The organism is Desulfosporosinus cupriresistens (genome assembly GCF_001707885.1).
Taxonomy (GTDB): Bacteria; Bacillota; Desulfitobacteriia; order Desulfitobacteriales; family Desulfitobacteriaceae; genus Desulfosporosinus.
On sequence record NZ_MASS01000067.1, the window covers coordinates 1 to 21,987 of the forward strand.

Consider the following 21,987-nt stretch of genomic DNA (forward strand, 5'->3'; position numbering starts at 1 on the left):
TGCAAACCCCAGGACTTCGCATTCTCGTTTGAAGAATTCGTGGGGTATTTGGATCAGGATCCCGGCACCGTCTCCGGTATTTTCATCGGCTCCGCTTGCTCCTCTGTGGTTTAAGTTTTCCAGTACTGTTAAGGCTTCGTCGATAATGTCATGGGACTTTTCTCCCTTGATATTAACAACAAACCCCATACCACATGCATCATGTTCTAAGGCTGGATCGTAAAGCCCTTGTTTCTTTGGTAAACCATAACTTTGCATATTACACACCCTTTATTGTAATACAGTTTTCTACAATAAAAATTGTACCATAAATATTCGATTTGAATAACTAATTTTTATCAAATTACATTTTTTATGTTATTTTTTTCGACATAATGGAACTTCTTCTCATTATCCCTAATTAGGGGTTGCTAGCCAATTTATAAGGCTAAAAGCGCGTAGTTATTTTGTCCCGAATATCAAGACAAAATTAAATTAAATAAGTAACTGTTAAGTTGATTCATAGCAAGCCTTGATTCCTATAAATTAGCTTCTATAATAAAGTTAGCCTCTATAATATTACCTCTAAAAAAATACATTCCACGTCTTTCTTGTTTTCCCTTCCATGATTACATAAATAAGAATAATCAAGAATATTCCACTATGTAAACTTTTTGGCAAGGATTCGTTTATATTTAAAAAAGTATGCTGTAGAATGCCCTTGATAAAAGAGAATGAAATGGGATCTGTAATTGAAGCCGACTTCAGGGGAGCCAAAAGTATCTGGTCAGTCAAGCGAAAGTTGAAATCCATCTGACTAAAAAATAACGCTGAAAGGTCGTATCAACTCATGATTGAATTAAACAAGTTAAAGAAGACGTATGGTGACACCGTGGCCTTAGACCCGGTAAGTGTAGCAATTAACGATGGGATTTGCTTTGGCTTGATCGGACCCAATGGTACTGGCAAATCGACATTAATAAAAATCATAGCTGGCGTTACGCAAAAATATGACGGAGAGATCTCCTTTAATGGGAAGCCCATTGAAAAGAATCGTTTCGAAATAAAGAAAATGATTGGCTATGTCCCACAAGATTTAGTCTTAGAGAAAACCATTTTTAAGACACGCTCATTAATGATAGAAAAGACTTCCAGTAGCTTTTTTCAAGCCATAGGAAGTCTTTTTTTCAAGAACTCTCCAAATAAATGGTCATTATTCGTTAGTGCTTTGAGGCAATGGCACTGGCCTAAAACTAGTCGAAAGTTTACAGGGGATGATTAGAGGTTTATTTACCCCAACAAGTTTACCATTTTCAAAACTAAACGTTTGCTGAAAAATCTCTGTGGATTTATACGTAGGGCTTGAATTACCTCCAAATATGAAGTTCCCCAGACTATAAACGATGCTTTTCCCTTGATATACTTCGAGTGGTTGAAGAACATGAGGGTGATGCCCAAGAACCAAACTTGCGCCTTGCTCAACTGCCAGCCGTCCCAGTTCACGTTGCTCTGATGTTGGCGTGTTTATGTTTTCCGCACCCCAGTGGAAACTTACTACTATTAAAGTTGTCTGATCTTTAAGTGATTGTATTTTATTTGCTAAATTAAACTCCAGATTGATTAAGTTAACTCCTTCTTCCAATTTACCTAAAGTGTTAACCCCTATCAACCCTATCTTTGTCTCATTTTTTTCGTAAATGGCCACTTTATCATAACCAAAACTTTTTATTCCCGTCTTGTCTAGTACCGTTACAGTGTCCCTAAATCCTTGATCTAAATAATCCATACTATGGTTATTTGCTAAGTCAACCGCTTCTATGCTGCCATCTTTTAATATAGCGGTATAGGATGGATTTCCCTTAAAGAAAAATGCTTTATCACCTTGGAAACGTTTATCAGGTTTCTCAGTTGCTTCTGTCAATGTTCCTTCTAAATTAGCAATCGTTAAATCATCCTCACTCAGTATTTTCTTTACGTCCGAAAAAAAATACTCCACTCCCTTTTGTTCGAAATACTGGTTAAAGCTCCCTGGATATAGGAATCTGTCATCCTGACCAAGGGTAACATCGCCAATGGCACTCAAAGTTATCTCATGTCTTTCATTTTTCAGCGGTTCTGATGGGGATGTTACCTTAGCTGTTTCGGCCGGCTCATAGACATCCGTATCATCGAAATGCCACCATTCGGTTGCCAAGGGTTTAAACCCATGCTTGACCATGATTTTTCCCAAGTATTTAGCGTTAGTGTTCGCATTGGCCCTTGCCGCTGCAGTTGTGAAGTTGTCAAAGTCCGTAGGCATCTCAATTTTATTTCCTGCAAGGTCTACTAGAGATAGGTCAATGGCTGATCCCCGCGAGTGGTTGGAATACCCTTTATAAGGATTGGCGACATAACAAGAATCGGGTAAAAGTTTCCACATTTTAAACTGGGCTTGAGGAATACGATACGCATCCCAAACTTTGAGACGGAATCCTTTCTTTGCAACTTCATCAGCAACTTTTTTAAGTTTCTCGGCAGTCCCGCTGCGCAAAAGAGCTTGAGAACTCTCATAAAGCTTCGAGTGCGTAAAATTATCCGTTGTCGCATATTTGATGTCCAACATTACAGACGGGATGATTTGCTGAATCTCAACAAAATCAGTTTTCTTACTTGTTTGTGTATCCGCCCGAGCTTGGTTCGTCAATCCAAAAAAGATTGTTAAGGTTATTAGGATAGTCAGGAATCGGTTGAACACAAAAACCACCTCCGATAAAATAGCGTGGCTTCTGAGATGACTGGTACCTGTGTAACTAAAAACCAAATTTAAACCGACTCATCGACTTTTTTTCCAAAAGCAAACCAAGTGCATTAATTAAAATCCCCTAAAAGAAGATTCATTATCTTATTATGCATCGGTAATATTATGTCCAAATTCATATTTTAAACATATCTAACAGGTTTTGATTTGGCGTATATAAACTCTACTATACTGATGCAAATTCAATTTTGAGTTTTAATTGTTATTCTTAGATTCATCTCAATGCTTCACAATATTTATATAAATTATTAAATTAAAATTTTCTTTAAATTATTAGAGGAGTTTGAAATTCCTTTGAAAAAACTAAATCCTCCTGATATGATTACATGTGAAAAATAATCATATCAGGAGGCGAAAAAGTATGAAACGTATAATGGTTCTTCTTTTAATTCTTGTTGTTACCTTTTCAACGATTGGTTGCACTAAAACACCTCAATCAGTGACTATCGAGCAGAAGCCTCCTCTGACTCAACTAGAGCAGACAACTCCTTCACCACAAGAACCCTCAACACAGACTGCTCAGGAAGTCCAGGTCAAAATCTTTCTTATTGCTTTAGACGATAAGGGAAAAAGCGGCCAAGACATCGGCACCGGTGATAGCCTAGTACCGGTAGTAAGAACAATTCCAACTCCTAATGCACCTTTAAAGGGCGCCTTTGATGAACTATTAGCACTAAAAGAACCTTACTATGGACAATCCGGCTTATATAACGCTTTATATCGATCCGATTTAAAGTTGGTTAAGGCTATGATTACTAATGGAAAAGCCGAGATTTATCTCTCCGGTTCACTGACTTTAGGAGGAATCATGGATAATCCCAGAGTTGAAAACCAACTCAACGCGACTGCTCTTCAGTTTTCTACTGTCCACGAGGTACAAATTTATTTAAATGACAAGACCTTAAAGGATGCTCTTTCGCTAAAGTAAATGTCTAATGAGGGCAGCGAGACCATTAATATTGTCTCGACCGCCCTCTCTAATTATTTCCAGCACCTTTAGAGGTATTTGCAGCGATCCGTTCCTAATATTACTTAGGTTTCCCCCAAGGACAGGCTGAAATACAAACTCCGCAGATGGGCTTGCCAATTTCAGGCCGTTTGGCAAAATCTTCATTTACTTTTTCCACACAGCGCGAGAAATAAAGGGCATCCTCCCTCGTTTGAGGATGGTCTTCCCATGAACCCCCTTTAATAGCAGCTGCTGGACAGGCATCATGGCATCTTTGACATGTACCGCATCGATTAGCCAACATAGAATCAGGCTCAAGAGGTGCATTGGTTAGTAAAGTAGCTAAGCGTACGCGTGGGCCATACTTTGGTGTTACAAGCAAAAGACTTTTCCCCTGCCAACCGAGACCAGCTGCTTTTGCTGTCGCTTTATGTGAGATATGCCCCATCCAGTTACCCTTATCTACAATTTGAGAAGCAGGGACAGCAAGAGCGCGGAAACCTGCGCGCATGATCTCTCTTTGTAGACGTAGGTTAATATCATCTAAAAGGATATTCGCAGCCAGATAATGATGAAGGTAAAGCGGAGTTGGTTCGGTTGTAATTTGTTCCAAAACATCTGGAGAAATGGCCACAGCAATCACGACAGCATGGGTGTAAGGCTCCATGAGCTTTTGTGGTACGGTAGGAAGCCCCTCAACGCGCTGTAAATCTGCAATGCCGACCAAATCCGCCCCGAGTTCAATGGCTCTTTGTTTAATTTCCAAAGTACTAACCACAGTATCACACTCCAATCAATTAATATTTCAGATTTTAATAGGTTGCGTTTTACTAGTAATGAACTGTACTTTGACAAATCCCATTGCTAGATGTTTGCATCACTTACATAATAATCAAGTACCAGGGAAATATATCTTTAGCATTATATTGCAGAGGAGATTGATTAAAAGTGGACCGAATCAAAGGCGAAATAATGAGCAAAGATGCTTTTTTCAATAATGTCCCGTACACTAAGGAACCCTATGAGGGAATTCTGATCAGCGCAGATACTGAGCATAATCAGTATAAAATTGCGGTGCAGTTGAGTGAAAATCAAGTATTGTTAGTTGATCAGGTAAATGATAAGGAAGTTCACGAAAAATTACGTGAATGGGTGCCACGTGTTAACGAAATTCAGATTCAATATGGTGTTAAAAATGATCCAGGAAACTATTCGTAGTGTAAGTTTGATAGCAAGGAGGTACATCTTGGAAGCGATTAGAATAATCAAAATGTACAAACGTTCAGTCTAGATCATTGCTATTAACCGTAGACTCATTTTGTTTCTCCGCTTGAAACCGTTCAAGGACATTATAAAATGTCATATCATACTACACGTACGACGATCTTATGTAAGACGTCGGTTGTATAACCTAAGTAAACCTCTGCATCTTTAATATGGTGGTAAACTTCTCGATATTTCAAAGCACGCATCGGATCTGAAGCATTAAATAATGCCACCATACCTGCTCGATATTCATCTTCTATCGTTAACTGGACCTTGCGAATTTTCCCTATTTGTATCTGAGACTTGCGTGGATCTTCTTTTAAGAGATGGATTGCTTCAGTTAGCTGATCTGTCCCTACTTTTAATTGTTGAACCATGTTTTGAATTATCGAATCTTCAACCACTCCAAAAGCTTCCATTTCAGTTAGTGTCGATTTCGCATACTCTACGATCCTATCCATTTCAACGGAAAGAGAATAGATATCCTGTCGATCAAACGGAGTGGCAAAGGCTTCGATTAGGTTATCTTCCATAGTAAACCGACATTGATCAGCTGAGTCCGCTTCGCGTAACAAATTCCGATAATCTTCTTCTGATCGACTATTAAGCCAATGACTTAAATATCCTACCACATTACTAGATGCTTCTGCCTGATCTGCTATCATCTTATAAAAATCTCGTTTTACAGGAAACAATCTCTCCCAAAAATTAGATCTAACCATGATTTCTATCTCTCCCCTGTCTACGATTTACCCTACATAACGCAGCAAGTAAAAAACCATTGCTGCAACGATTGCTGAAGCTGGTATTGTAATACACCAAGCAATAATTATTTCTTTACCGATCTTCCAGTTAACCATTCGAAATTCATCTGCTCCACCAACTCCTGCAACGCTCCCAACCACAACGTGAGTAGTGGAAACAGGTGCCCCAAGGGCTGTCGCTAAAACAATACAGCCACCTGAAGAAAGCTGAGAATTCAAACTATGAATTGGGCGAATCGTGTAGATACCTCTCCCAATGGTTTTCATAATCGGCCAACCACCAAGCAACGTACCAACAAACATGACTGCGCCGGCAAAACCTTTAATCCAGATGAGCCCAGTCTGACCACCTGAATAACTTGCAGACGCTAATGCTAGTGCTATAATCCCAACCGTCTTTTGAGTATCATTAGCACCATGACTATAAGCTAATAACCCAGCCATTAGCCATTGTATCTTTTTGATCCAATTGTTGATTGAGAATTTAGCATTTCGCAAAACAAGGTTTGATATTAACTGAAGAATAAACGCAGAGATGAATCCTAGAGCAGGAGACAATATTAAAGCTGCAACGATTTTTGTTACTCCCAGTAATTGATGACTTGGGCCAATCAGCTCGCTCCATCCCCACAAAATATAAGCCGAACCGCGAGCAACCCAAACTGCTCCCACTAATCCACCAACCAAAGCATGAGTAGAACTTGATGGGAAACCGAATTTCCAAGTAATTAGGTTCCACACCACGGCTCCAATCATAGCTGCTAATAATACTTTAAGTAAGGCTGCTTCTGTAGGAATTGTTACAATTCCTGATACAGTATCTGCTACAGCGCTACCACTTGTCAATGCTCCGAAGAAACCACAGATTGCCGCCAAAGAAATCGCATGAATCGGGTTTACAGCCCCACAGGAAATAAACGTTGCCACAACAGAACTAGCATCATGAAGACCATTAGTTAACGTAAAAATAAGCGCAGCAAAAATAACAATAGCTAGAATCAGTACCGTAGAAATTGTCATTTTCCCCTCCTACAAGCTAATTTATTCTCTTATGTAATATTTTGGTCAAGTATTCTTCTTATTTTACTTCATCCTATAAAGAATATAAAGCCGTATGAAAATATGATAAAAAGTCAGCATAATTCTTTTTACCAAATTGATTTTCCAGTTAGTATGTCCTAATATATTATATTAGGCACATGTACAACATACTGAAGGATGTAACAACTTGACATTGAATTACGAAAGGAGCGCAAAACCTATGTTTGCTACAGTAAATGCAGATTGTATCGGGTGCGGTGCCTGTGAAGCGATATGTCCTCAAGTTTTCAGGATGAATAGCTATGAAATTGCCGAAGCCTACTTAAATCCGGTTCCTCTTGATGCCGATGATTGCACTAAAGTAGCAGCAAAAAGTTGTCCAGTAGCAGCAATTATTTTGGAATAACGGTTACTACATTAATGGAGGTGGAAAATTGAATATAGCAATTACGACAGATGGCGAAAGTCTGGATAGTCCAGTGTCTGAGAAATTCGAACGATGCTTATACATGTTAATTGTTAATATGAATGATCTGAGCATTACTGCTATAAACAAAGACCAACTAAGAGGGACATCCCTCGAAGAAAGTCTCGCTCACAAAGTTTTAGAGTATGATTGTGAAGCCATAATTACCGGACATATTAATCAAACGGCATTCAATATACTTGCAGATGCTTATGTAACCAGATATTTCGGGGCGGGGCATTCCGCAAAGGATGCTCTTGAACTATCTGAAAAACAATTATTAAAATTAATTAAAGAAGATTGTACTAGCCACCATCAATAAATCAGTATTGAATTTAAAGAAGACTTGGCTGGCGCCCACGAAGACACTGTCTTCGCACGGGTTAGACTTCTTGAACTCATGAAACTAACCTGTCATGAAAAACAACGGTCGGTTTATAAACCAACCGTTGTTTTTCATGACACCCATTCCTTTTTGAGAAAATCTCTCCCTTTTACATTTACCTTATCAGCAAAAACCTCTACATATAAACCCTCACTTTTGTTAGGGACTAGTGTGTATTTCATATCAAGAGTCCGACTTGTGGAAGAATCATTGTATTGCGTAAAAACATCTTGGATAACCGATGCTTCGCTACCTAACTCCAAATGTAAATGACCGGAAAATTTTATGACCTCGGGATATTGTTTAAGAATATCATTTAATTCTTCATGCTGTACCACAAAATGATGTTTATTATCTGAAGTACCTAAAGCTGGTTGATGCAAAAAGATAAAGATTGGCTTACCAGGAACATAGTTTTCTCGTAGTTTTTCTTGTAACCAGTTTAGCTGCTCAGAGGAAAGATAGGCTGCATCACCAATACTTTTATTAGACATAGCCGACTTTTCAGAACCAAGAAAGATTAAATGATACCCTTTAATATAGGTGTCTGTGTACACTTTGTCACGTTGTGTAAATTGGAGAAAACGTTCGATTGCCATAGTATCAGTTTCCTCATTAGGAAATGTTTCTGGACTCCATGAATTGGTATTTGGATTATGATATGCCTTATAAAATTCATGGTTGCCAATTGTAAAAAATAATGGAATAGATGTCCCGCTGCTTAACTCACTTTGTATTATTTTTCTTAACGTTACATAATCTGCAGGTATTCCATTCCCCAAATCGCCATTAATTATGATTGCATCGGGCACAGGCTGCACATTTTTTGCTAAATCATGAAGAGCATTTTTAAACCTAACTTGAGCCCTCCGGTCATTGTTCCGGACATGGATATCACTAATCACTGCAAACCGAAATATAGATGAATTCATCCCTGCCGAAGTCTTAGGAGCAGCAAAATTGAATTTAACACTATAAAAACCTGCCGCTGCTCCAATAAATGCTTTTAAGAATTGTCTTCTTGTTATCATTTTACAAAACCTCATTATTCGACAAATTCCAACATCTACTCTTATTGTATCTTTGGTTTCAGAATTCGTATATAGTTCAGACTTTGACAATTCTTGGTATCAGTCAATTAAACAGTTATCATCAATGTGCATTTTACACAATATTGTATGCGTCCTACTCAATTTAGACACAAAAAGGGAGCCCTCCGCGAGTTCCTCAAAAAAGTGCTTTTTTATCTGCTGCCAAAATCCCCTTGGTTATGCTGTGGTCCTCCAGGATATGCAATGAACCCTGCTCGTGACTTAGATCCGCGCATTGCTCATTTCATCTGCCCCGTTGCTGGCAAAGGCGATTCTGATTGGGTGTATTCATGGGTCCCTATTGTCGGACCAATGATCGGCGGAGCAATCGCCTTTGCTTTAGCCAAGGGCGTTGGCATTCTCTAATGCTTATCAGTTAAATAGTCCAACACTAATAACAAATCCTGCGAGGAGTGCTATCCTTACAGGATTTGTTAGACCGCTCTTCAGGTTTATGCCTCACTTTAACTAAATAAGGCTGTTGGGAACTTGGCAAACCATTGAAAACAAGAAGAGGTGGTCCCGATGCCGGATGAAAGAATTGTGGTTCTTCCCCAGGAACTCTTAGTCATTGGTGCGGCGGTGAAAACCGGAATGGTCGAGGCCTTGCGAAAAACACTACTTGTGCTACTCTTGCTGAAAAATTAAACCTGAACTCTCGAGCTGTTTGGATTAAGAGATAAGATGTTAGTTAGCAGGTTCCCATTTGCATCGTACAGGCGATGTAATTGCATTTTCCTTTTTCAATTCTTTAAAGGCTTTATCAATTTCTTTACGGTCTAATCCCGTTAATTTCTCAACTTCACCTGCACTTACAGGTTTTCCTGCTTCTCTCATTGCTTTTAACACATCTTCTTTACTACTCATAACTAGTCATTCCTTTCAAACTCTTAATTTATTTTAGTGTGTAGCAAAATCTACTACACCAGCCACCCGTAACCCTGCCCGAAATCTACGATATAGTTAACATATACCGACTGATCCTTGATCTGATACAGAATCAGATACCATTTTTCAACGAACATTTTATCATATTTGTTGAGTCAGAGTCCAGAAAAGGAAAACGTTCCGATATCCAATAAAACGACCTGATAGCGTCCATCAGGTCGTTTTTGACTTTGAGGGCTGTAGAAGTAGCTTGCCCCATTATTATGCAATTGAGTAAAAAAACCATCCAGAAATTGCCGATACGCTGAATCTTCTTGCCAGCAAGCTGAGCGATGAGACAATGCAACAACTAAATGCTAAGGTAGATGTCGACAAACAGGATCCCAAAAGACGTTGCTAGTGAGTGGCTCAAATCTCAGGGCCTTATCAAATAATCAAAAGATAAAGTTCAACACAAACTAATAACAAATCCTGCAAGGAGCGCCATTCTTGCAGGGATTTGTTGATTTTTCCTCTTATTGTTTCATATATCGTTGAAATTAGAACTTTAACCACCTATTAAAATAGTTTTTCGAGCGAGTTAGTTATTGTTTTTAATGTGCGAACAAGCTCTAAATAGTCCTCTTTATTCAAATCAGAGATGAACGCCTTATTTGCATTATCTGAAATATCGATAAGTTGCTCAAGGACACTTTCGCCTAAACCTGTGAGAGTTATGCTATAAATCCTACGATCATTTATATCGATATTTCTAACAACATATCCTTTTTTGACTAATAAATCCAAGATCCTCGTTACATTTGTTTTATCTTTAAGACATGCCCGAGCTAAGTCGGTTTGTGATGCCCCTGGATTGTGATACACAGCATTTAGGATTGCCCATTGTTCTGTTGTTATGTTCAAATCGTTGTTTTTAATTAACTTGCTAAAATAAGACTTCATATAATAGTTTGTTTTAGCAACTATAAAACCTAAAGAATCATTAATATTAAAATCTTTCATATATACCTTCTTCATATATACCCTCTTCATTGGCATACGTCCAATGACTAATAATAGCATGAATATCAACTAGCATATACATCGTACTAGAGGCTATCCCCTCAAAAACTAAAGGGATAGCCTCTTTTCCTTGCTAGTTAAATCCTTTCCGCAATCTTCAGCCACGTTTCCTTCGTTAAAAAGCTTTCTTCCACTTGCTCTTCCAGCTCCAAAAAGCGTTTAAATGGGATACTAAAGGAAAGGATATCCTTGTCAATGAATTTACGTGCTGAAGGATCGGTCAGACCGATAATGCATTTTGGATTCTCTGCCTCCACTTGCTCTAGAGCGTAAAGTACGGACTGATGGCAACCAGCACCAAAATTAATCTTAACGTTGTCTTGGGTAGGTTTATCGTAATTAGCAAACCACATTAGCGCGGATAGTTGATCAGCATTGGCTAGAAAAATGACAACCTCAGGTGTTTCCCCTTCAATTAATTCTTCCAAAGGTTTAAATACAATATACGTCTTCGAGGCGACTATCGGTAATCCTGTTAAAAACTTCGCGGCTAGCTCAGGATTTTTCTTATAGAATTCACCTTCCTTGCCACCTACCCCACCGGTAGACAAGAAATACTCCATGAAACCCAATTCGAATTGTTTATAGCCTAGACCCACTGCTCCACCCTGACATCCAGTTGTTTTAGCGTCAAACACTGCGCTGCGACCCTTAGTTGCGACGGCATTTAACATTGAGGTCACGCAGCCCCACTTTCCCTCCAGAAATTGTAGCGCTCCCTCAGGCTTTACATCTGTTCGAAAGACAGCAACTGGTTTTGTTTTAAGCTTAATTGAATCGGCAATTTTGCTTTTCATCTCAACACTTCCTCTCTCATTGTTTAGTATCTCGTATGCCAAGGGAATGTAGTTGTGTCAATAATAGATATAGCAACTATATTTGTCAAGATATTAGTCATTGCTGACGTGAAATTTATTATTCATCATCATCTCGAGCAATACAAACGCATCTTTTCAAAGATTGTTCTCGATAGATTGAGGAAGTCCATTCCACTTTAAACTCATGACTGCTTTTAGCTTTTCCACAAGGGAAATATCCGCTGGGGCAAAGTCATATAGTCCTAACTCATGCCGATCAACCCAAACAATTTGGCTATGCACTTTTAAAGTAAATTCACCTGATATCCACTTGCACCAGAAAGCCATCAGCTTAATTGTTCCGCTAGGATATGCAAAGATGCTTTCACCAAAGAAATTCAAAACTGTTATGTCAACATCTAGTTCTTCTTTAATTTCTCGCTTTAAGCACTCCTGAGGAGTCTCGCCAAGTTCAATTTTACCACCTGGGAACTCCCATTTGCCCGCTAATTTATCACTAGGGACCCGTTGGGCAATTAGTACCTTGTTATTCTTTAGGATAATTGCAGCCGTAACTTCCTTCATATATGATTAAATCTTTTATTCTAATTTCTAAAACACTCTTATTATCATTCATAGCAATTGCTGGACAATGTTGACTATTTGTTCCCTTTATTTACGTTACTTTCTTCTGCTTTGATCCACGCTCATCAAGCTTATTAATGACATCTATTTTCGATATGTTGAAATGCTTTGCGTGGTTATAGACACATGTTCTTTACATTTGATTATACTCTGTTTTTAAAACGCGTCAATTTGTTACCTGCTAGATTAACAACTGTGTTTCCTTGAAAAACACTGTAGAGATTTAATTGCTATGATTTATTTTCCAATTAGCTGACTCTCAACATTGTATATAACCTCACAATCACAATGCCCACCATTTTTTTTAAAAACCTCTAATATTTCGTTCATTTTCCCTCGGTTAAACTGCATCTGCATTAGAATCTGCTCGCTCAAGCGGAAGGTATGATCACATGCTAGTCCTGAAAGTCTCTCATTCAACCTATAAAAAAACATTCTCTCAAAAAGTAGGCTTAATAGATCAGCATTCTTATTTAGACTTGCCTTCTCATAATTAAAGAGAGAATCATACTCTAATGTTGTCGATTGCACTCCAGAGACAAGTCTTCGCTTAACTTCATCTTTAATTAATTTTTTGTCCTTTAAGACCTCGTTTTCTGAGGTTAGTTCTTCTCGTTCTCTTCTTTTATCCCTATTAGCCGTTCTTTTAGCATGACCTAGTGTCATGGCAATTGCCTCCTCTCTTCATCACAATGATGATGTGCGAATGTTAGCCCTTCTGCATTTAATAATTCCCTTTCGATAGCCTTTAATGCATGAAGTAAGCTTGAATCCATTGTTGATTTTATTGTCGCCCTTAGGTATAAAACTATCATTTTCGAAACCTAAGCAGTCGACAGACTGCTTAGGTTTGGGAAGAGTATTCAGATATGGTAAAATACAAGCTATTTTTCACGGATCATAGTGTTTTTTTGTTGTATTTTAAGATAACTAGGCTAAATGTAATGGCTTTTCATCAATTCCGTGAGCAGCCTCCATGATAATTTCCGACAATGTAGGATGAGCATGTACCATGTGTGCTAAATCTTTCCCTAAGAGTTTCTTCTCTACTGCCAAAGCTAATTCGTGAATAAGAGTACTGGCCTGAAAACCTAAAATACTCGCCCCAAGAATAACACCTTGTTCATCAGCCAACAGTTTGACGTTCCCCATAGACTCTCCTAGCGCCAGGGCCATCCCATTTGCGCTATAGGGAAATTTACTCACCTTGTATTTGGTACCCCTAGTCTTAAGCTCTTGTTCAGTTATCCCCACCGTGGCAACTTCTGGATGGGTAAAGCTAACACTGGGAATCGCTCTGTAGTCCATTTCCACGCTGTGACCCGCTATATGTTCAACCGCAATAATACCTTCCGTCGAAGCGACATGGGCAAGCATAATTCCACCAACGACATCTCCAATAGCATAGACATTCGGAAGATTCGTCTGCATTTGGCGATTTACTACAATTGCTCCCCGCTCGGTTTGAAGACCCAAACCCTCCACATCAATCCCTTGTAGATTCGGTCTGCGACCAGTAGCTAACAGGACCTTATTTGCTAGGATTTCTCGGGATCCTTTGTTGTCTTCAACCACTACAACCAAACGATCTTCATTTCGAATCTCTTTAACAGCAGTCTTAGTTAAAATATCAATGCCGGAACGTTTTAATAGTGGAATTAGGCGCTTGGAAACCTCTTCATCCCCATTTGGTAAAATAGTTGGCAACATCTCCACCACGGTGACCTGAACCCCGAAGGCCTGATAAATAGAGGCAAACTCTAAGCCGATCACACCTCCTCCGATAATAACTAACTGTTCAGGCAATGAGGTGTCCGTAAGAATTTCATCACTGGTTATAACTCCCGGTAAATCGGCACCTGGTATAGGGATTCGGATTGGAACCGAACCTGTTGCCAAAACAATGTGATCCGCTGTAATTATTTCGCTCCCGTTTTTAGTTTTAACCTCCAGGCAACCGGTTTGCTTAAATTCTCCAAAGCCCTCTATGACCTGAACGTTTGATTCTTTCAAAAGCTTACCAATACCACCCAACAAAGTGCTGACAATCTTATCTTTACGAGCCATAACCTGAGCAAAATCCACAACGGGTGGTTCGACTGAGATACCGAATTCTTCTGCCCGTTGGATTTCCCTTAAAACCTCTGCACTTTTTACTAGTGTCTTAGTGGGAATACATCCGCGGTTTAAACAGGTACCACCAACCCGGTCAGTCTCTACTAGCGCTACCGAAAGGCCAAGTTGTGCCGCCCGCAATGCCCCAACATACCCCCCCGGTCCTCCACCTAAAAATGCTATTTGAAAATGTTTCATTGTATATACCTCCTTTTAATCCTATACAGGCTAACCTTAAGATGGAACGATAAGGTGTACTTTCTAAACTAGAAATAAAAAAACAGAGGGTGCACTTTTACGCACTCCTCTGTCCTTTAACCTGAGAGATTAGACTTCGTCAGTCCTTCCCCTTTGGTGTTCTCATTAAGAGAAACTCTCCAGAGCTCCGTCTCATATCGGTACTTTTGCCTGAGAGCTTCCTCCCCCGTTGCGAACAGGGGAATTTCTCCTTCGGCGCCTAAACAAGGTCTCTCCCGATATAGTCATCCGGACGTTATATATTCTATTTATTCAATGATAAATTCCTGAAAGCTATACATATAGTATACCTTTTAAGTCAGACAGTCAAATAGAAAAGTGTGTAGGCGATTTAAGTACTTACTTCTTTTGCTGGAGATAGCATTGCCGCCAAAACACAGCGCACAGTAATTGCTGAAAGTACGATGAAGCCACCTATTATGGCTAATAGCCCTGGGGCCTCGCCTAATATTAGGAAAACCCAGACTGGGTTCAAGAGAGGTTCAATTACTGGTATAAGAATTGCTTCCAATGCGGTCGCATGCTTGATGGCCCGTGAAAATAAAATGTAGGGAATCCCCAGCTGAACAACCCCCAAGATGACCAAATATAACCATCCTGATGCATCCGGTGCAGACCAAGCCAAAAATGGGAGACCGATTGCTGCAGTGAAAACATTGCCTAGTAAAACAGATTCTAACGGAGACCCATCCTTTTGCATCCTCATGAACATAATAAAAAATGCGAAACTTACACCGCTTGCAGCAGCTATTCCATTCCCTAAAATACTTTTTGTACTTAAATTATCAAGAAAGAATAAGACCATACCGCCCATTACAAGAAAAACTGTTATCCAGTCTAATAACTTCGTCTTTTCTTTCAACAGCCATGAGCTAAAGATCGCGACATAGATTGGTGCCGTAAATTGAAGTAGAACAGCGTTTGCTGCAGTTGTTGTTTTAGTCGCAGTAACAAACAACATCGAAGTGGCGGCATAGGCCAGAGCAGCCCCGATTTGAGCAACAGACCATGTAAGTTTAGGTTTTTTGAGGACTAGCAGTAATAAAACCACAGCAATAGCGCTTCTCGAACCTGCGATAGATAGTGGGCTCGCCTTGACAGATTTAATAAGTAATCCCCCAAGACTCCACATCGTTGCTGTGCCAGCTAAAAGTAGTAAGGCCTTTGGTCTTTCTTTTGAAAGATTTGTCATAATAAACCTCTCCCCTGATTTGAGTTTATTTTAGCGTTCACTAAACACACAGAAAAAGGGCTGGTTACCCAACCCTTCTGATGAACATAGCTATTATTAAAACCTTTGATAACTTCCGAGTAATTATTTACGGACTTTGGCCAATAGCTGCGAGCGCTTACTTGACTTAGCTTTTTCATAGTCACTCTCAGTAACACCCACAATATCGGTGGGAAGGTTATTTGCAATCAGTTCAGCCTGCATCGCATTTAAGGTACTGTGGAATTGGCTGTCGACATTAGCCTCAAGCATGGTTCCGGCCTGGATATATTTTTGGGCTAATTCTGAACGGTTCAAAGTGCCCGCTTTATACTCCTGAATTGCTGCTGAATATAATGTATCTAAACGGCTCAAAGCAACATTCTGTATATAGCTAAAATGAGGCTTATACTTGAGAGCAATTTCATCTTCAGTAATCTGTTTCGTTATATTTTCATTTGCAGGAGTTGCAGTGGTCATTTTTGGATTACCATCCTGCCCTGTAAGATCACTTGATACAGGCCCACTATTTGATTCTTCGTCAATATTTGGTTGTTTACTATCATTAATGGCTCCCTCGTCTTTAACTTCTCCATTAGTTTTAACTTCTCCATTAGTATCAAATGAAGTAAAAAAATCTGCACCAAACTGGTTATTAAGTTGTTGTTGGATTACAGGGTCAGACTTGAAATATTTATTGTATCCCCAGTAGCCACCCAAGCCTACACATAAAATTATAATACCTAAAATCTTTAGAAAACTCTTTTTCATAATTACTCCAAACATAATAATTTAATACCGTGAAATAATTTGTCTAGATATAACTATCAGTAACATTCTACGGCTTTGTCTTAAATTCCTTCAAGAATTTTAATAATTATTGGAATTACAATAAATAGATCTTCGTTAGGTGATGTTCAATGCAATAAAAAATATTTTTACCCCGACAAACGTTCGCACCTCACCCTTTGACAAGAACATACGTTTCATATTATAGTGTTAATTAGTTGCGAAGTAGGCGGTGTTAATGATTGATATTTATGATAAATTGACTATTTTGTCAGACTCAGCCAAATATGATGTAGCCTGTACATCCAGCGGCGTAGACCGAAATGGCAAGCTTGGCAGTATTGGTAGTGCGGTCAAAGCGGGCATTTGTCATAGTTTTTCGGCCGATGGGCGGTGCATCTCTTTACTAAAAGTACTGATGACTAATGTCTGCATTTATGATTGCAAATACTGTGTTAACCGTGTGTCTAACGATACTCTCAGAGTTGGATTTACGCCTTCAGAGCTAGCGGAACTGACAATCAACTTCTATCGACGTAACTACATAGAAGGTTTATTTCTTAGTTCAGGGGTGATTAAGAGCCCAAACAATACTATTGAGCAAATGATTGAGGCTCTGGAGTTATTGCGTAACGTTTACCATTTTGGCGGTTATATTCATGTCAAGGCCATCCCTGGAGCCGATAGCGATTTAATTACGCGCTTGGGACTATTAGCCGATCGGATGAGTATCAACATAGAACTACCCTCTCAGGAGAGTTTAAAGCTTTTAGCGCCGAACAAGACGAAAGAGTCTATCTTGCGTCCGATGGGACTGATTAGTACTAAGATCCAGGAAAGTAGTACCGATCTAGTGAAATTTCGTCATGCTTCCAAGTTTGTACCGGCTGGACAGAGTACACAACTCATTGTGGGAGCGACTCCTGATACAGACCATAAGATAATAACCCTTACCGAAGGACTTTATAAAAAATACCATCTGAAAAGAGTCTTTTTCTCTGCTTATATGCCGGTAGCTGAGCATTCACTGCTGCCTTCTGTGGATACTAAACCACCGCTCATGCGTGAACATCGACTTTATCAGGCTGACTGGCTCTTGCGCTTTTACGGCTTTGAGGCCAAAGAACTGCTTGATGAGCAGCATCCTAATTTTAATTTACAGGTTGATCCCAAGTGCAATTGGGCTCTCAATCACTTGGAGCAGTTTCCTCTCGAGATTAACAAAGCACCCTATGAGATGCTTTTACGAGTGCCAGGAATCGGAGTGACCGGTGCCCGGCGTATTCTTACAGCCCGAAGAAGTAGTTCGATTGATTTTTCCGGACTAAAAAAGATGGGCATTGTCCTGAAACGCGCTCAGTATTTTATTACCTGTAAGGGAAAGATCTTAGACGGTTTAAAAATAACGTCAGATGGAGCCATCAGAGCGCTTATGGCCAATCAGAACTTGCTGCCGTCTCCTTATCCTGAACAGCTTTCACTTTTTAATGAACCTTTCATTACAAGAGAGGATGTGCAGCAATGCCTGACAGGACAGATTTAATCTACGCTTATGATGGTAGTTTCGAAGGACTGTTGTGTTGCGTTTTTGAAAGCTACGCTCAGAAGGAAATTCCCAGCGTTATCCGACCCCCAGGTGTACAGCAGAGCCTTTTCGATACAGCGAAATGGATTGAGTCGGACGAGCACAAGGCACACAGGGTTTTTAACTCGATTCCTGCGAGAATTTCCTCTCAAGCGCAGGAGTTAGTCAAACTCGGCTTTTTAACGTGTGTTCTACACAAAGAATTACTAATCTATCAATTCCTGCGTTTAGGGTTTAAGTATGGGAGCCAGGTCATGACAATGCTCACAGATGATAGAGTATGTGCCCTGCAAAAAGCTGTCCACCACTTAACGTCAGAAAGCCATAAATTCAAAGGCTTTGTGCGGTTTTCTGTTTATGGTGAGGCGCTTGTGGCGGTGATCGAACCTAAAAACTTTGTGTTGCCTCTTTTATCACCCCATTTTTGTGATCGATTTCGTAACGAAGCGTTTATGATTTATGATAAAACTCACAGTATGGCCTTAGTTTATCGGTCACAGAAAGCAGAACTTATATCTGTCGATGAGTTAACGTTGCCAGAGGTCGATGCTACCGAAGTTGAGTACCGCCGCTTATGGAAGCAATTCTACACAACAGTTGCCATTGAAGGTAGGAATAACCCCCGGTGTCGTATGACTCTGATGCCCAAACGGTATTGGGGGCAAATGACTGAATTGATGCACGACTAACTCAATTCATCAAAAAGATACGAAGCAAGAAGCAATGAAAAATCTCAGGATTATCATTGCTTTTTTGCGGTATTCAAGTTATCCTTGTTAATATTACATTATTATTGCTTCACTCCTGAAGGCTTTAGGAGTGTTTTCATTTTAAGAAAGGGAGTATAACCATCATGCAACTCTTAAAAGATAAAATCCGTACTAACGCGAAAATCGTAGAAAATCGCATCATCCAAGTCGATAATTTTTTAAATCACCAATTAGACATTAATTTGTTTAACGAAATAGGCAAAGAATTCAAACGCAGATTTTCAAATAAAGAAGTGACAAAAATAGTGACCATCGAAACGTCTGGTATTGCCATTGCCAGCATAGCTGCGCAATACTTTAATTATGTTCCCGTCGTATTTGCGAAAAAACACGCGGGCATCAACATGAACCAGGATGTTTACGAATCAAAGGTTTATTCTTATACTAAAGATCAGGAATATTCCATTAAAATATCCAAAGCGTTCTTAAGCCCGAATGACAAGGTACTAATTATTGATGATTTCTTAGCAAGTGGAAGCGCACTCATGGGATTGGTTAATTTAATCGCTCAAAGTAGAGCGGAGATTTCTGGAGCAGGCATCGTCATAGAAAAAACATTTCAAGAAGGTAGAAAAATCATCGAGGACAAAGGCATTCAGGTAGAGTCGTTAGCCATTATTGACTCAATAAAAGATGGCCAGGTTTTTTTCAAATAAATCACATGAAATTCCAAAGTTCGAACTTTGCTTCAAAATCACCAACGTTATCGTAGGGAGTGTCGCTAGCAACTTTTTATTAGTAGCTAGCGACACTCCCGTCTTTATGCAAAGCAGGGCGGATGATATCACCGGCTTAAATGTCAGCGCTCGCTTTGTCCGAATGTATGGCAAGCAACGAGGAAGCGGCAATAGTTATTCCTTATGGAGTTGTCCCATTTATATTAGTCGACCATGGAATGGTCTTATTATTTACTTTTAAAATATTGTTCAGAATACAGTCGTTCATAGATATAGATTATTGATTTAGCATATTTCAGCGCTCTCTCAGTCTTTACTCAGGACCAACTCAGTTTGTGAAGTTATAATCAGGTAGTAGCTGCTATGCGCAAAAGGACAAGTTTAACGAATGTTACAATACTTTTAAGGATGTGCTAACGTGAATTTAAAAACAATGGCAGGAACTTTAACAATCATTGCGATGTTAACAACACCAACATTGGCTCAAGCAAATGTTGCTTCAGTTAAGCCAGCGACATCTCTAACAGACCAATCTAAAATAGTTGGGTTAACGGCTGAAGAACTAGGTGGCGATATAACAAGCCCGAACGACGATGAACTTAGTATACAGCTTAAAGCAGCAAGACAAACGCAACAACTTGCAACTCTTCTGACCCGGGCCAAAACTCTTGATGTTGATATTACAGGCCTAACTAATGATCAAGCAAGAGTAAAGATTAAGGCAGCGGAAAGAGCAAATACTCTTACCCGCCTTTTGGCTGACGCTAAGACACTAGGCATCGGGATTAATGAGAAACTGGTTTAAACTTTCGATCATGTTTCCCCGTATGTTTACGAAAACGATAATTCGGGAAAAATGAGACGACAGTTTAATGCTAAAAGACTTTAATATTAGTTGTTGAGGAGATCTTTATGCTAAATGTTTGTTTACTGGGAACTGGAGGAATGATGCCGCTGCCGGACAGGTGGCTGTCATCCCTGCTGATAAAGTGTAAGGGAAGAATGATCCTCATCGATTGTGGGGAAGGAACTCAAATTCCGCTCAGAATGGCCGCCTGGGGTTTCAAAACTATCGATGCCGTTCTATTTACTCATTATCATGGGGATCATATAGCCGGCTTACCCGGGCTGCTTCTAACCATAGGTAATTCAGGAAGAGAAGAACCAATAACTTTGCTCGGGCCTCCAGGACTAAAAAAAGTTGTTGAGGGCTTAACGGTCATTGCACCCTTATTACCCTTTGAACTAGACATAATTGAACTATCAGACATGGAAGGTGCTAATACACACATAGGTGATCTAAATATTAAGAGTATCCCTGTAGAACATACCCTTCCCTGTTTATCCTATTCTCTAGAGCTTAAAAGGCAGGGTAGATTTAATGTTGAACGTGCTAAGCAACTAGGCATTCCTGTAAGCTACTGGAATAGGCTTCAGAAAGGTGTAACAATAATACTTGAAGACCAGATAGTTAGCCCTCAAATGGTTCTTGGTGAAACAAGGAAAGGGATTAAAGTTTGCTATTGTACTGATACAAGACCAACAGAGGGTTTAATTGAGTTTATAGAAGGCTCAGACCTTTTTATTTGTGAAGGGATGTATGGTGATGAGGACGACTTGTCCAAAGCGATCCAGAAAAAGCATATGATGTTTTCTGAAGCTGGATTACTCGCTCAACAAGCCAGTGTAAAAGAACTATGGCTCACTCACTATAGTCCGTCGTTAACAGAACCTGAGAAATATATTGAGTCTGTGAAAACAACTTTTTCCAATACCGTAATTGGGAAGGATTTACTAATTAAGTCGCTAAAATTTGCGGATTAAATTAGGCAACTGGCGACGTTGCTTGAAGATCTTTATGGTTGAATATGCCTCGACTTGATCTTTTCAAACATCGTCAAAAGCCCACCGCAAAGACTATAGATTAAGTCAACATTGAGATTATCTCCTGCTGACGAATCGAAAAATACATTGAGTTTGGATTCTAGATCCTCTTCTGGTTTGCTGTAACAAATTAACATGGGCACCTTGGGTAGCGGATACAGTACGAGCGAAATATCGGACGAGTAACTTTTTTCCACCTGCTTTCCGCCAAAAATGTGGATCATGTCCTCTAACAGATCCGGATAAATATCGGCAATTTGTTTGAGAGGTTTTTCAAACTTGTGCTCAAAATATGAATCCCATATCTTCTCCTTGCTAAGCTCCCTGAACGTAACCCATTTTCCAGTAAGATCATTTCCTGCACAGTGAATAATATAGTTAAGCAATGGTACCGTCACCCATATATTGACATGGCAGTCGGAGATGATATTTCCCTTCGCATCAACCGTGAAGTCCTTTCCCAAACACTTGATTGATAACTTATCGCCTGAAAGCGTAGCCCCCAATCGTAGCACTGAGGCAGAAAAATCGATTGAGGCTATTTCTCTTTGCAGCGGTACGAGTATTTG

Annotated in this window: 27 protein-coding genes, 1 pseudogene and 2 riboswitches; of the genes and pseudogenes, 13 read left to right on the plus strand and 15 right to left on the minus strand. The window is 39.6% G+C overall.

The features are described 5' to 3' along the window. Window positions 1-258: hypothetical protein (locus DSBG_RS18785; protein WP_141694240.1), on the minus strand; the 258-nt coding region annotated here is incomplete at its 3' end. A 571-nt stretch (window positions 259-829) separates the two neighbouring features. Here DSBG_RS18785 and DSBG_RS18790 point away from each other — a divergent pair. After that, window positions 830-1,261 (plus strand): ATP-binding cassette domain-containing protein, encoded by a 432-nt coding sequence (locus DSBG_RS18790; RefSeq protein WP_068966122.1) that lies wholly within the window; start codon window positions 830-832, stop codon window positions 1,259-1,261. Here DSBG_RS18790 and DSBG_RS18795 read toward each other — a convergent pair. Next, complete coding sequence (locus tag DSBG_RS18795) at window positions 1,193-2,713, minus strand: CapA family protein (RefSeq protein ID WP_068966124.1); 1,521 nt, start codon at window positions 2,711-2,713, stop codon at window positions 1,193-1,195. The genes DSBG_RS18790 and DSBG_RS18795 overlap by 69 nt on opposite strands. 424 nt (window positions 2,714-3,137) lie before the next feature. Between DSBG_RS18795 and DSBG_RS18800 the strand changes: the two genes are divergently transcribed. Continuing rightward, window positions 3,138-3,704 (plus strand): GerMN domain-containing protein, encoded by a 567-nt coding sequence (locus DSBG_RS18800; protein ID WP_068966126.1) that lies wholly within the window; start codon window positions 3,138-3,140, stop codon window positions 3,702-3,704. A gap of 100 nt (window positions 3,705-3,804) precedes the next feature. Here DSBG_RS18800 and DSBG_RS18805 read toward each other — a convergent pair whose 3' ends face one another. Continuing rightward, window positions 3,805-4,503 carry a 4Fe-4S double cluster binding domain-containing protein gene (locus DSBG_RS18805; protein ID WP_068966128.1) on the minus strand — a complete coding sequence of 233 codons (699 nt, stop codon included), beginning with the start codon at window positions 4,501-4,503 and terminating at the stop codon, window positions 3,805-3,807. A 170-nt stretch (window positions 4,504-4,673) separates the two neighbouring features. Here DSBG_RS18805 and DSBG_RS18810 point away from each other — a divergent pair, with 170 nt between their 5' ends. Further along, window positions 4,674-4,943, plus strand: a complete 270-nt coding sequence (locus DSBG_RS18810) for a hypothetical protein (RefSeq protein WP_068966130.1) — start codon at window positions 4,674-4,676, stop codon at window positions 4,941-4,943. A gap of 146 nt (window positions 4,944-5,089) precedes the next feature. On the opposite strand, the gene DSBG_RS18815 is transcribed toward DSBG_RS18810, so the two are convergent. Both DSBG_RS18815 and DSBG_RS18820 read right to left on the minus strand, forming a co-directional pair. Then, on the minus strand, window positions 5,090-5,713 hold the full coding sequence (locus tag DSBG_RS18815) for a DUF47 domain-containing protein (RefSeq protein ID WP_068966132.1): 624 nt from the start codon (window positions 5,711-5,713) through the stop codon (window positions 5,090-5,092). Window positions 5,714-5,740: 27 nt separating this feature from the next. Then, window positions 5,741-6,775 carry an inorganic phosphate transporter gene (locus tag DSBG_RS18820; RefSeq protein ID WP_068966134.1) on the minus strand — a complete coding sequence of 345 codons (1,035 nt, stop codon included), beginning with the start codon at window positions 6,773-6,775 and terminating at the stop codon, window positions 5,741-5,743. 241 nt (window positions 6,776-7,016) lie between these two features. Between DSBG_RS18820 and DSBG_RS18825 the strand changes: the two genes are divergently transcribed. Both DSBG_RS18825 and DSBG_RS18830 read left to right on the plus strand, forming a co-directional pair. Further along, window positions 7,017-7,202 carry a ferredoxin gene (locus tag DSBG_RS18825; RefSeq protein WP_068966136.1) on the plus strand — a complete coding sequence of 62 codons (186 nt, stop codon included), beginning with the start codon at window positions 7,017-7,019 and terminating at the stop codon, window positions 7,200-7,202. Between the two features lie 28 nt (window positions 7,203-7,230). Next, complete coding sequence (locus DSBG_RS18830) at window positions 7,231-7,584, plus strand: NifB/NifX family molybdenum-iron cluster-binding protein (protein WP_068966138.1); 354 nt, start codon at window positions 7,231-7,233, stop codon at window positions 7,582-7,584. Between the two features lie 134 nt (window positions 7,585-7,718). Here DSBG_RS18830 and DSBG_RS18835 read toward each other — a convergent pair whose 3' ends face one another. After that, a complete protein-coding gene (locus tag DSBG_RS18835) occupies window positions 7,719-8,678 on the minus strand; it encodes a metallophosphoesterase family protein (protein ID WP_068966140.1) in 960 nt (319 codons plus the stop codon). Between the two features lie 246 nt (window positions 8,679-8,924). Between DSBG_RS18835 and DSBG_RS18840 the strand changes: the two are divergent. Further along, window positions 8,925-9,104: pseudogene (locus DSBG_RS18840) on the plus strand (aquaporin); the annotation flags it as partial. Window positions 9,105-9,263: 159 nt separating this feature from the next. Beyond that, the gene (locus DSBG_RS24115; RefSeq protein ID WP_282434234.1) at window positions 9,264-9,386 is read left to right on the plus strand and encodes a hypothetical protein; all 123 of its coding nucleotides are present in this window, start codon (window positions 9,264-9,266) and stop codon (window positions 9,384-9,386) included. A gap of 39 nt (window positions 9,387-9,425) precedes the next feature. Here DSBG_RS24115 and DSBG_RS18845 read toward each other — a convergent pair whose 3' ends face one another. Next, window positions 9,426-9,605, minus strand: coding sequence for a transcriptional regulator (locus tag DSBG_RS18845; protein ID WP_068966144.1), 180 nt, complete (start codon window positions 9,603-9,605; stop codon window positions 9,426-9,428). Window positions 9,606-9,951: 346 nt separating this feature from the next. On the opposite strand from DSBG_RS18845, the gene DSBG_RS24360 reads away from it, so the two are divergent. After that, a complete protein-coding gene (locus tag DSBG_RS24360) occupies window positions 9,952-10,026 on the plus strand; it encodes a hypothetical protein (protein ID WP_491005793.1) in 75 nt (24 codons plus the stop codon). A gap of 158 nt (window positions 10,027-10,184) precedes the next feature. Here DSBG_RS24360 and DSBG_RS18850 read toward each other — a convergent pair whose 3' ends face one another. The 7 genes from DSBG_RS18850 to DSBG_RS18880 all read right to left on the minus strand — a co-directional run bounded on the left by DSBG_RS18850 (window position 10,185) and on the right by DSBG_RS18880 (window position 16,499). Beyond that, window positions 10,185-10,628, minus strand: coding sequence for a MarR family winged helix-turn-helix transcriptional regulator (locus DSBG_RS18850; protein ID WP_068966165.1), 444 nt, complete (start codon window positions 10,626-10,628; stop codon window positions 10,185-10,187). Between the two features lie 137 nt (window positions 10,629-10,765). Next, window positions 10,766-11,485: a DUF169 domain-containing protein gene (locus DSBG_RS18855; protein ID WP_068966145.1), complete on the minus strand. Its 720-nt coding sequence runs from the start codon at window positions 11,483-11,485 to the stop codon at window positions 10,766-10,768. Between the two features lie 156 nt (window positions 11,486-11,641). After that, a complete protein-coding gene (gene mutT / locus DSBG_RS18860; RefSeq protein WP_068966147.1) occupies window positions 11,642-12,070 on the minus strand; it encodes an 8-oxo-dGTP diphosphatase MutT in 429 nt (142 codons plus the stop codon). A gap of 297 nt (window positions 12,071-12,367) precedes the next feature. Continuing rightward, window positions 12,368-12,796: a DUF2695 domain-containing protein gene (locus tag DSBG_RS18865; protein WP_068966148.1), complete on the minus strand. Its 429-nt coding sequence runs from the start codon at window positions 12,794-12,796 to the stop codon at window positions 12,368-12,370. Window positions 12,797-13,060: 264 nt separating this feature from the next. Beyond that, window positions 13,061-14,443, minus strand: a complete 1,383-nt coding sequence (lpdA, locus tag DSBG_RS18870) for a dihydrolipoyl dehydrogenase (RefSeq protein ID WP_068966150.1) — start codon at window positions 14,441-14,443, stop codon at window positions 13,061-13,063. Between the two features lie 107 nt (window positions 14,444-14,550). After that, a riboswitch (glycine riboswitch) is annotated at window positions 14,551-14,628 on the minus strand. Window positions 14,629-14,631: 3 nt separating this feature from the next. Beyond that, window positions 14,632-14,731, minus strand: a riboswitch (glycine riboswitch). Between the two features lie 103 nt (window positions 14,732-14,834). Beyond that, a complete protein-coding gene (locus tag DSBG_RS18875) occupies window positions 14,835-15,695 on the minus strand; it encodes a DMT family transporter (RefSeq protein ID WP_068966152.1) in 861 nt (286 codons plus the stop codon). A gap of 123 nt (window positions 15,696-15,818) precedes the next feature. Beyond that, entirely contained in the window at window positions 15,819-16,499 is a 681-nt protein-coding gene (locus tag DSBG_RS18880; protein ID WP_083236971.1) for a hypothetical protein, read from the minus strand. A gap of 244 nt (window positions 16,500-16,743) precedes the next feature. Between DSBG_RS18880 and DSBG_RS18885 the strand changes: the two genes are divergently transcribed. The 5 genes from DSBG_RS18885 (at window position 16,744) to DSBG_RS18905 (ending at window position 21,358) form a co-directional block, all read left to right on the plus strand. Continuing rightward, a complete protein-coding gene (locus tag DSBG_RS18885; protein WP_068966167.1) occupies window positions 16,744-18,045 on the plus strand; it encodes a putative DNA modification/repair radical SAM protein in 1,302 nt (433 codons plus the stop codon). Continuing rightward, window positions 18,024-18,776 carry a TIGR03915 family putative DNA repair protein gene (locus DSBG_RS18890; protein ID WP_068966169.1) on the plus strand — a complete coding sequence of 251 codons (753 nt, stop codon included), beginning with the start codon at window positions 18,024-18,026 and terminating at the stop codon, window positions 18,774-18,776. Before DSBG_RS18885 ends, DSBG_RS18890 begins: the two co-directional genes overlap by 22 nt. Window positions 18,777-18,940: 164 nt before the next feature. Beyond that, on the plus strand, window positions 18,941-19,513 hold the full coding sequence (locus DSBG_RS18895) for a xanthine phosphoribosyltransferase (protein ID WP_068966157.1): 573 nt from the start codon (window positions 18,941-18,943) through the stop codon (window positions 19,511-19,513). 454 nt (window positions 19,514-19,967) lie between these two features. Continuing rightward, a complete protein-coding gene (locus DSBG_RS18900) occupies window positions 19,968-20,339 on the plus strand; it encodes a hypothetical protein (RefSeq protein ID WP_242877753.1) in 372 nt (123 codons plus the stop codon). A 107-nt stretch (window positions 20,340-20,446) separates the two neighbouring features. After that, window positions 20,447-21,358 carry a ribonuclease Z gene (locus tag DSBG_RS18905; RefSeq protein ID WP_068966161.1) on the plus strand — a complete coding sequence of 304 codons (912 nt, stop codon included), beginning with the start codon at window positions 20,447-20,449 and terminating at the stop codon, window positions 21,356-21,358. Window positions 21,359-21,390: 32 nt separating this feature from the next. On the opposite strand, the gene DSBG_RS18910 is transcribed toward DSBG_RS18905, so the two are convergent. Continuing rightward, on the minus strand, window positions 21,391-21,987 hold a 597-nt coding region (locus tag DSBG_RS18910), incomplete at its 5' end, for a DUF3786 domain-containing protein (protein WP_068966163.1).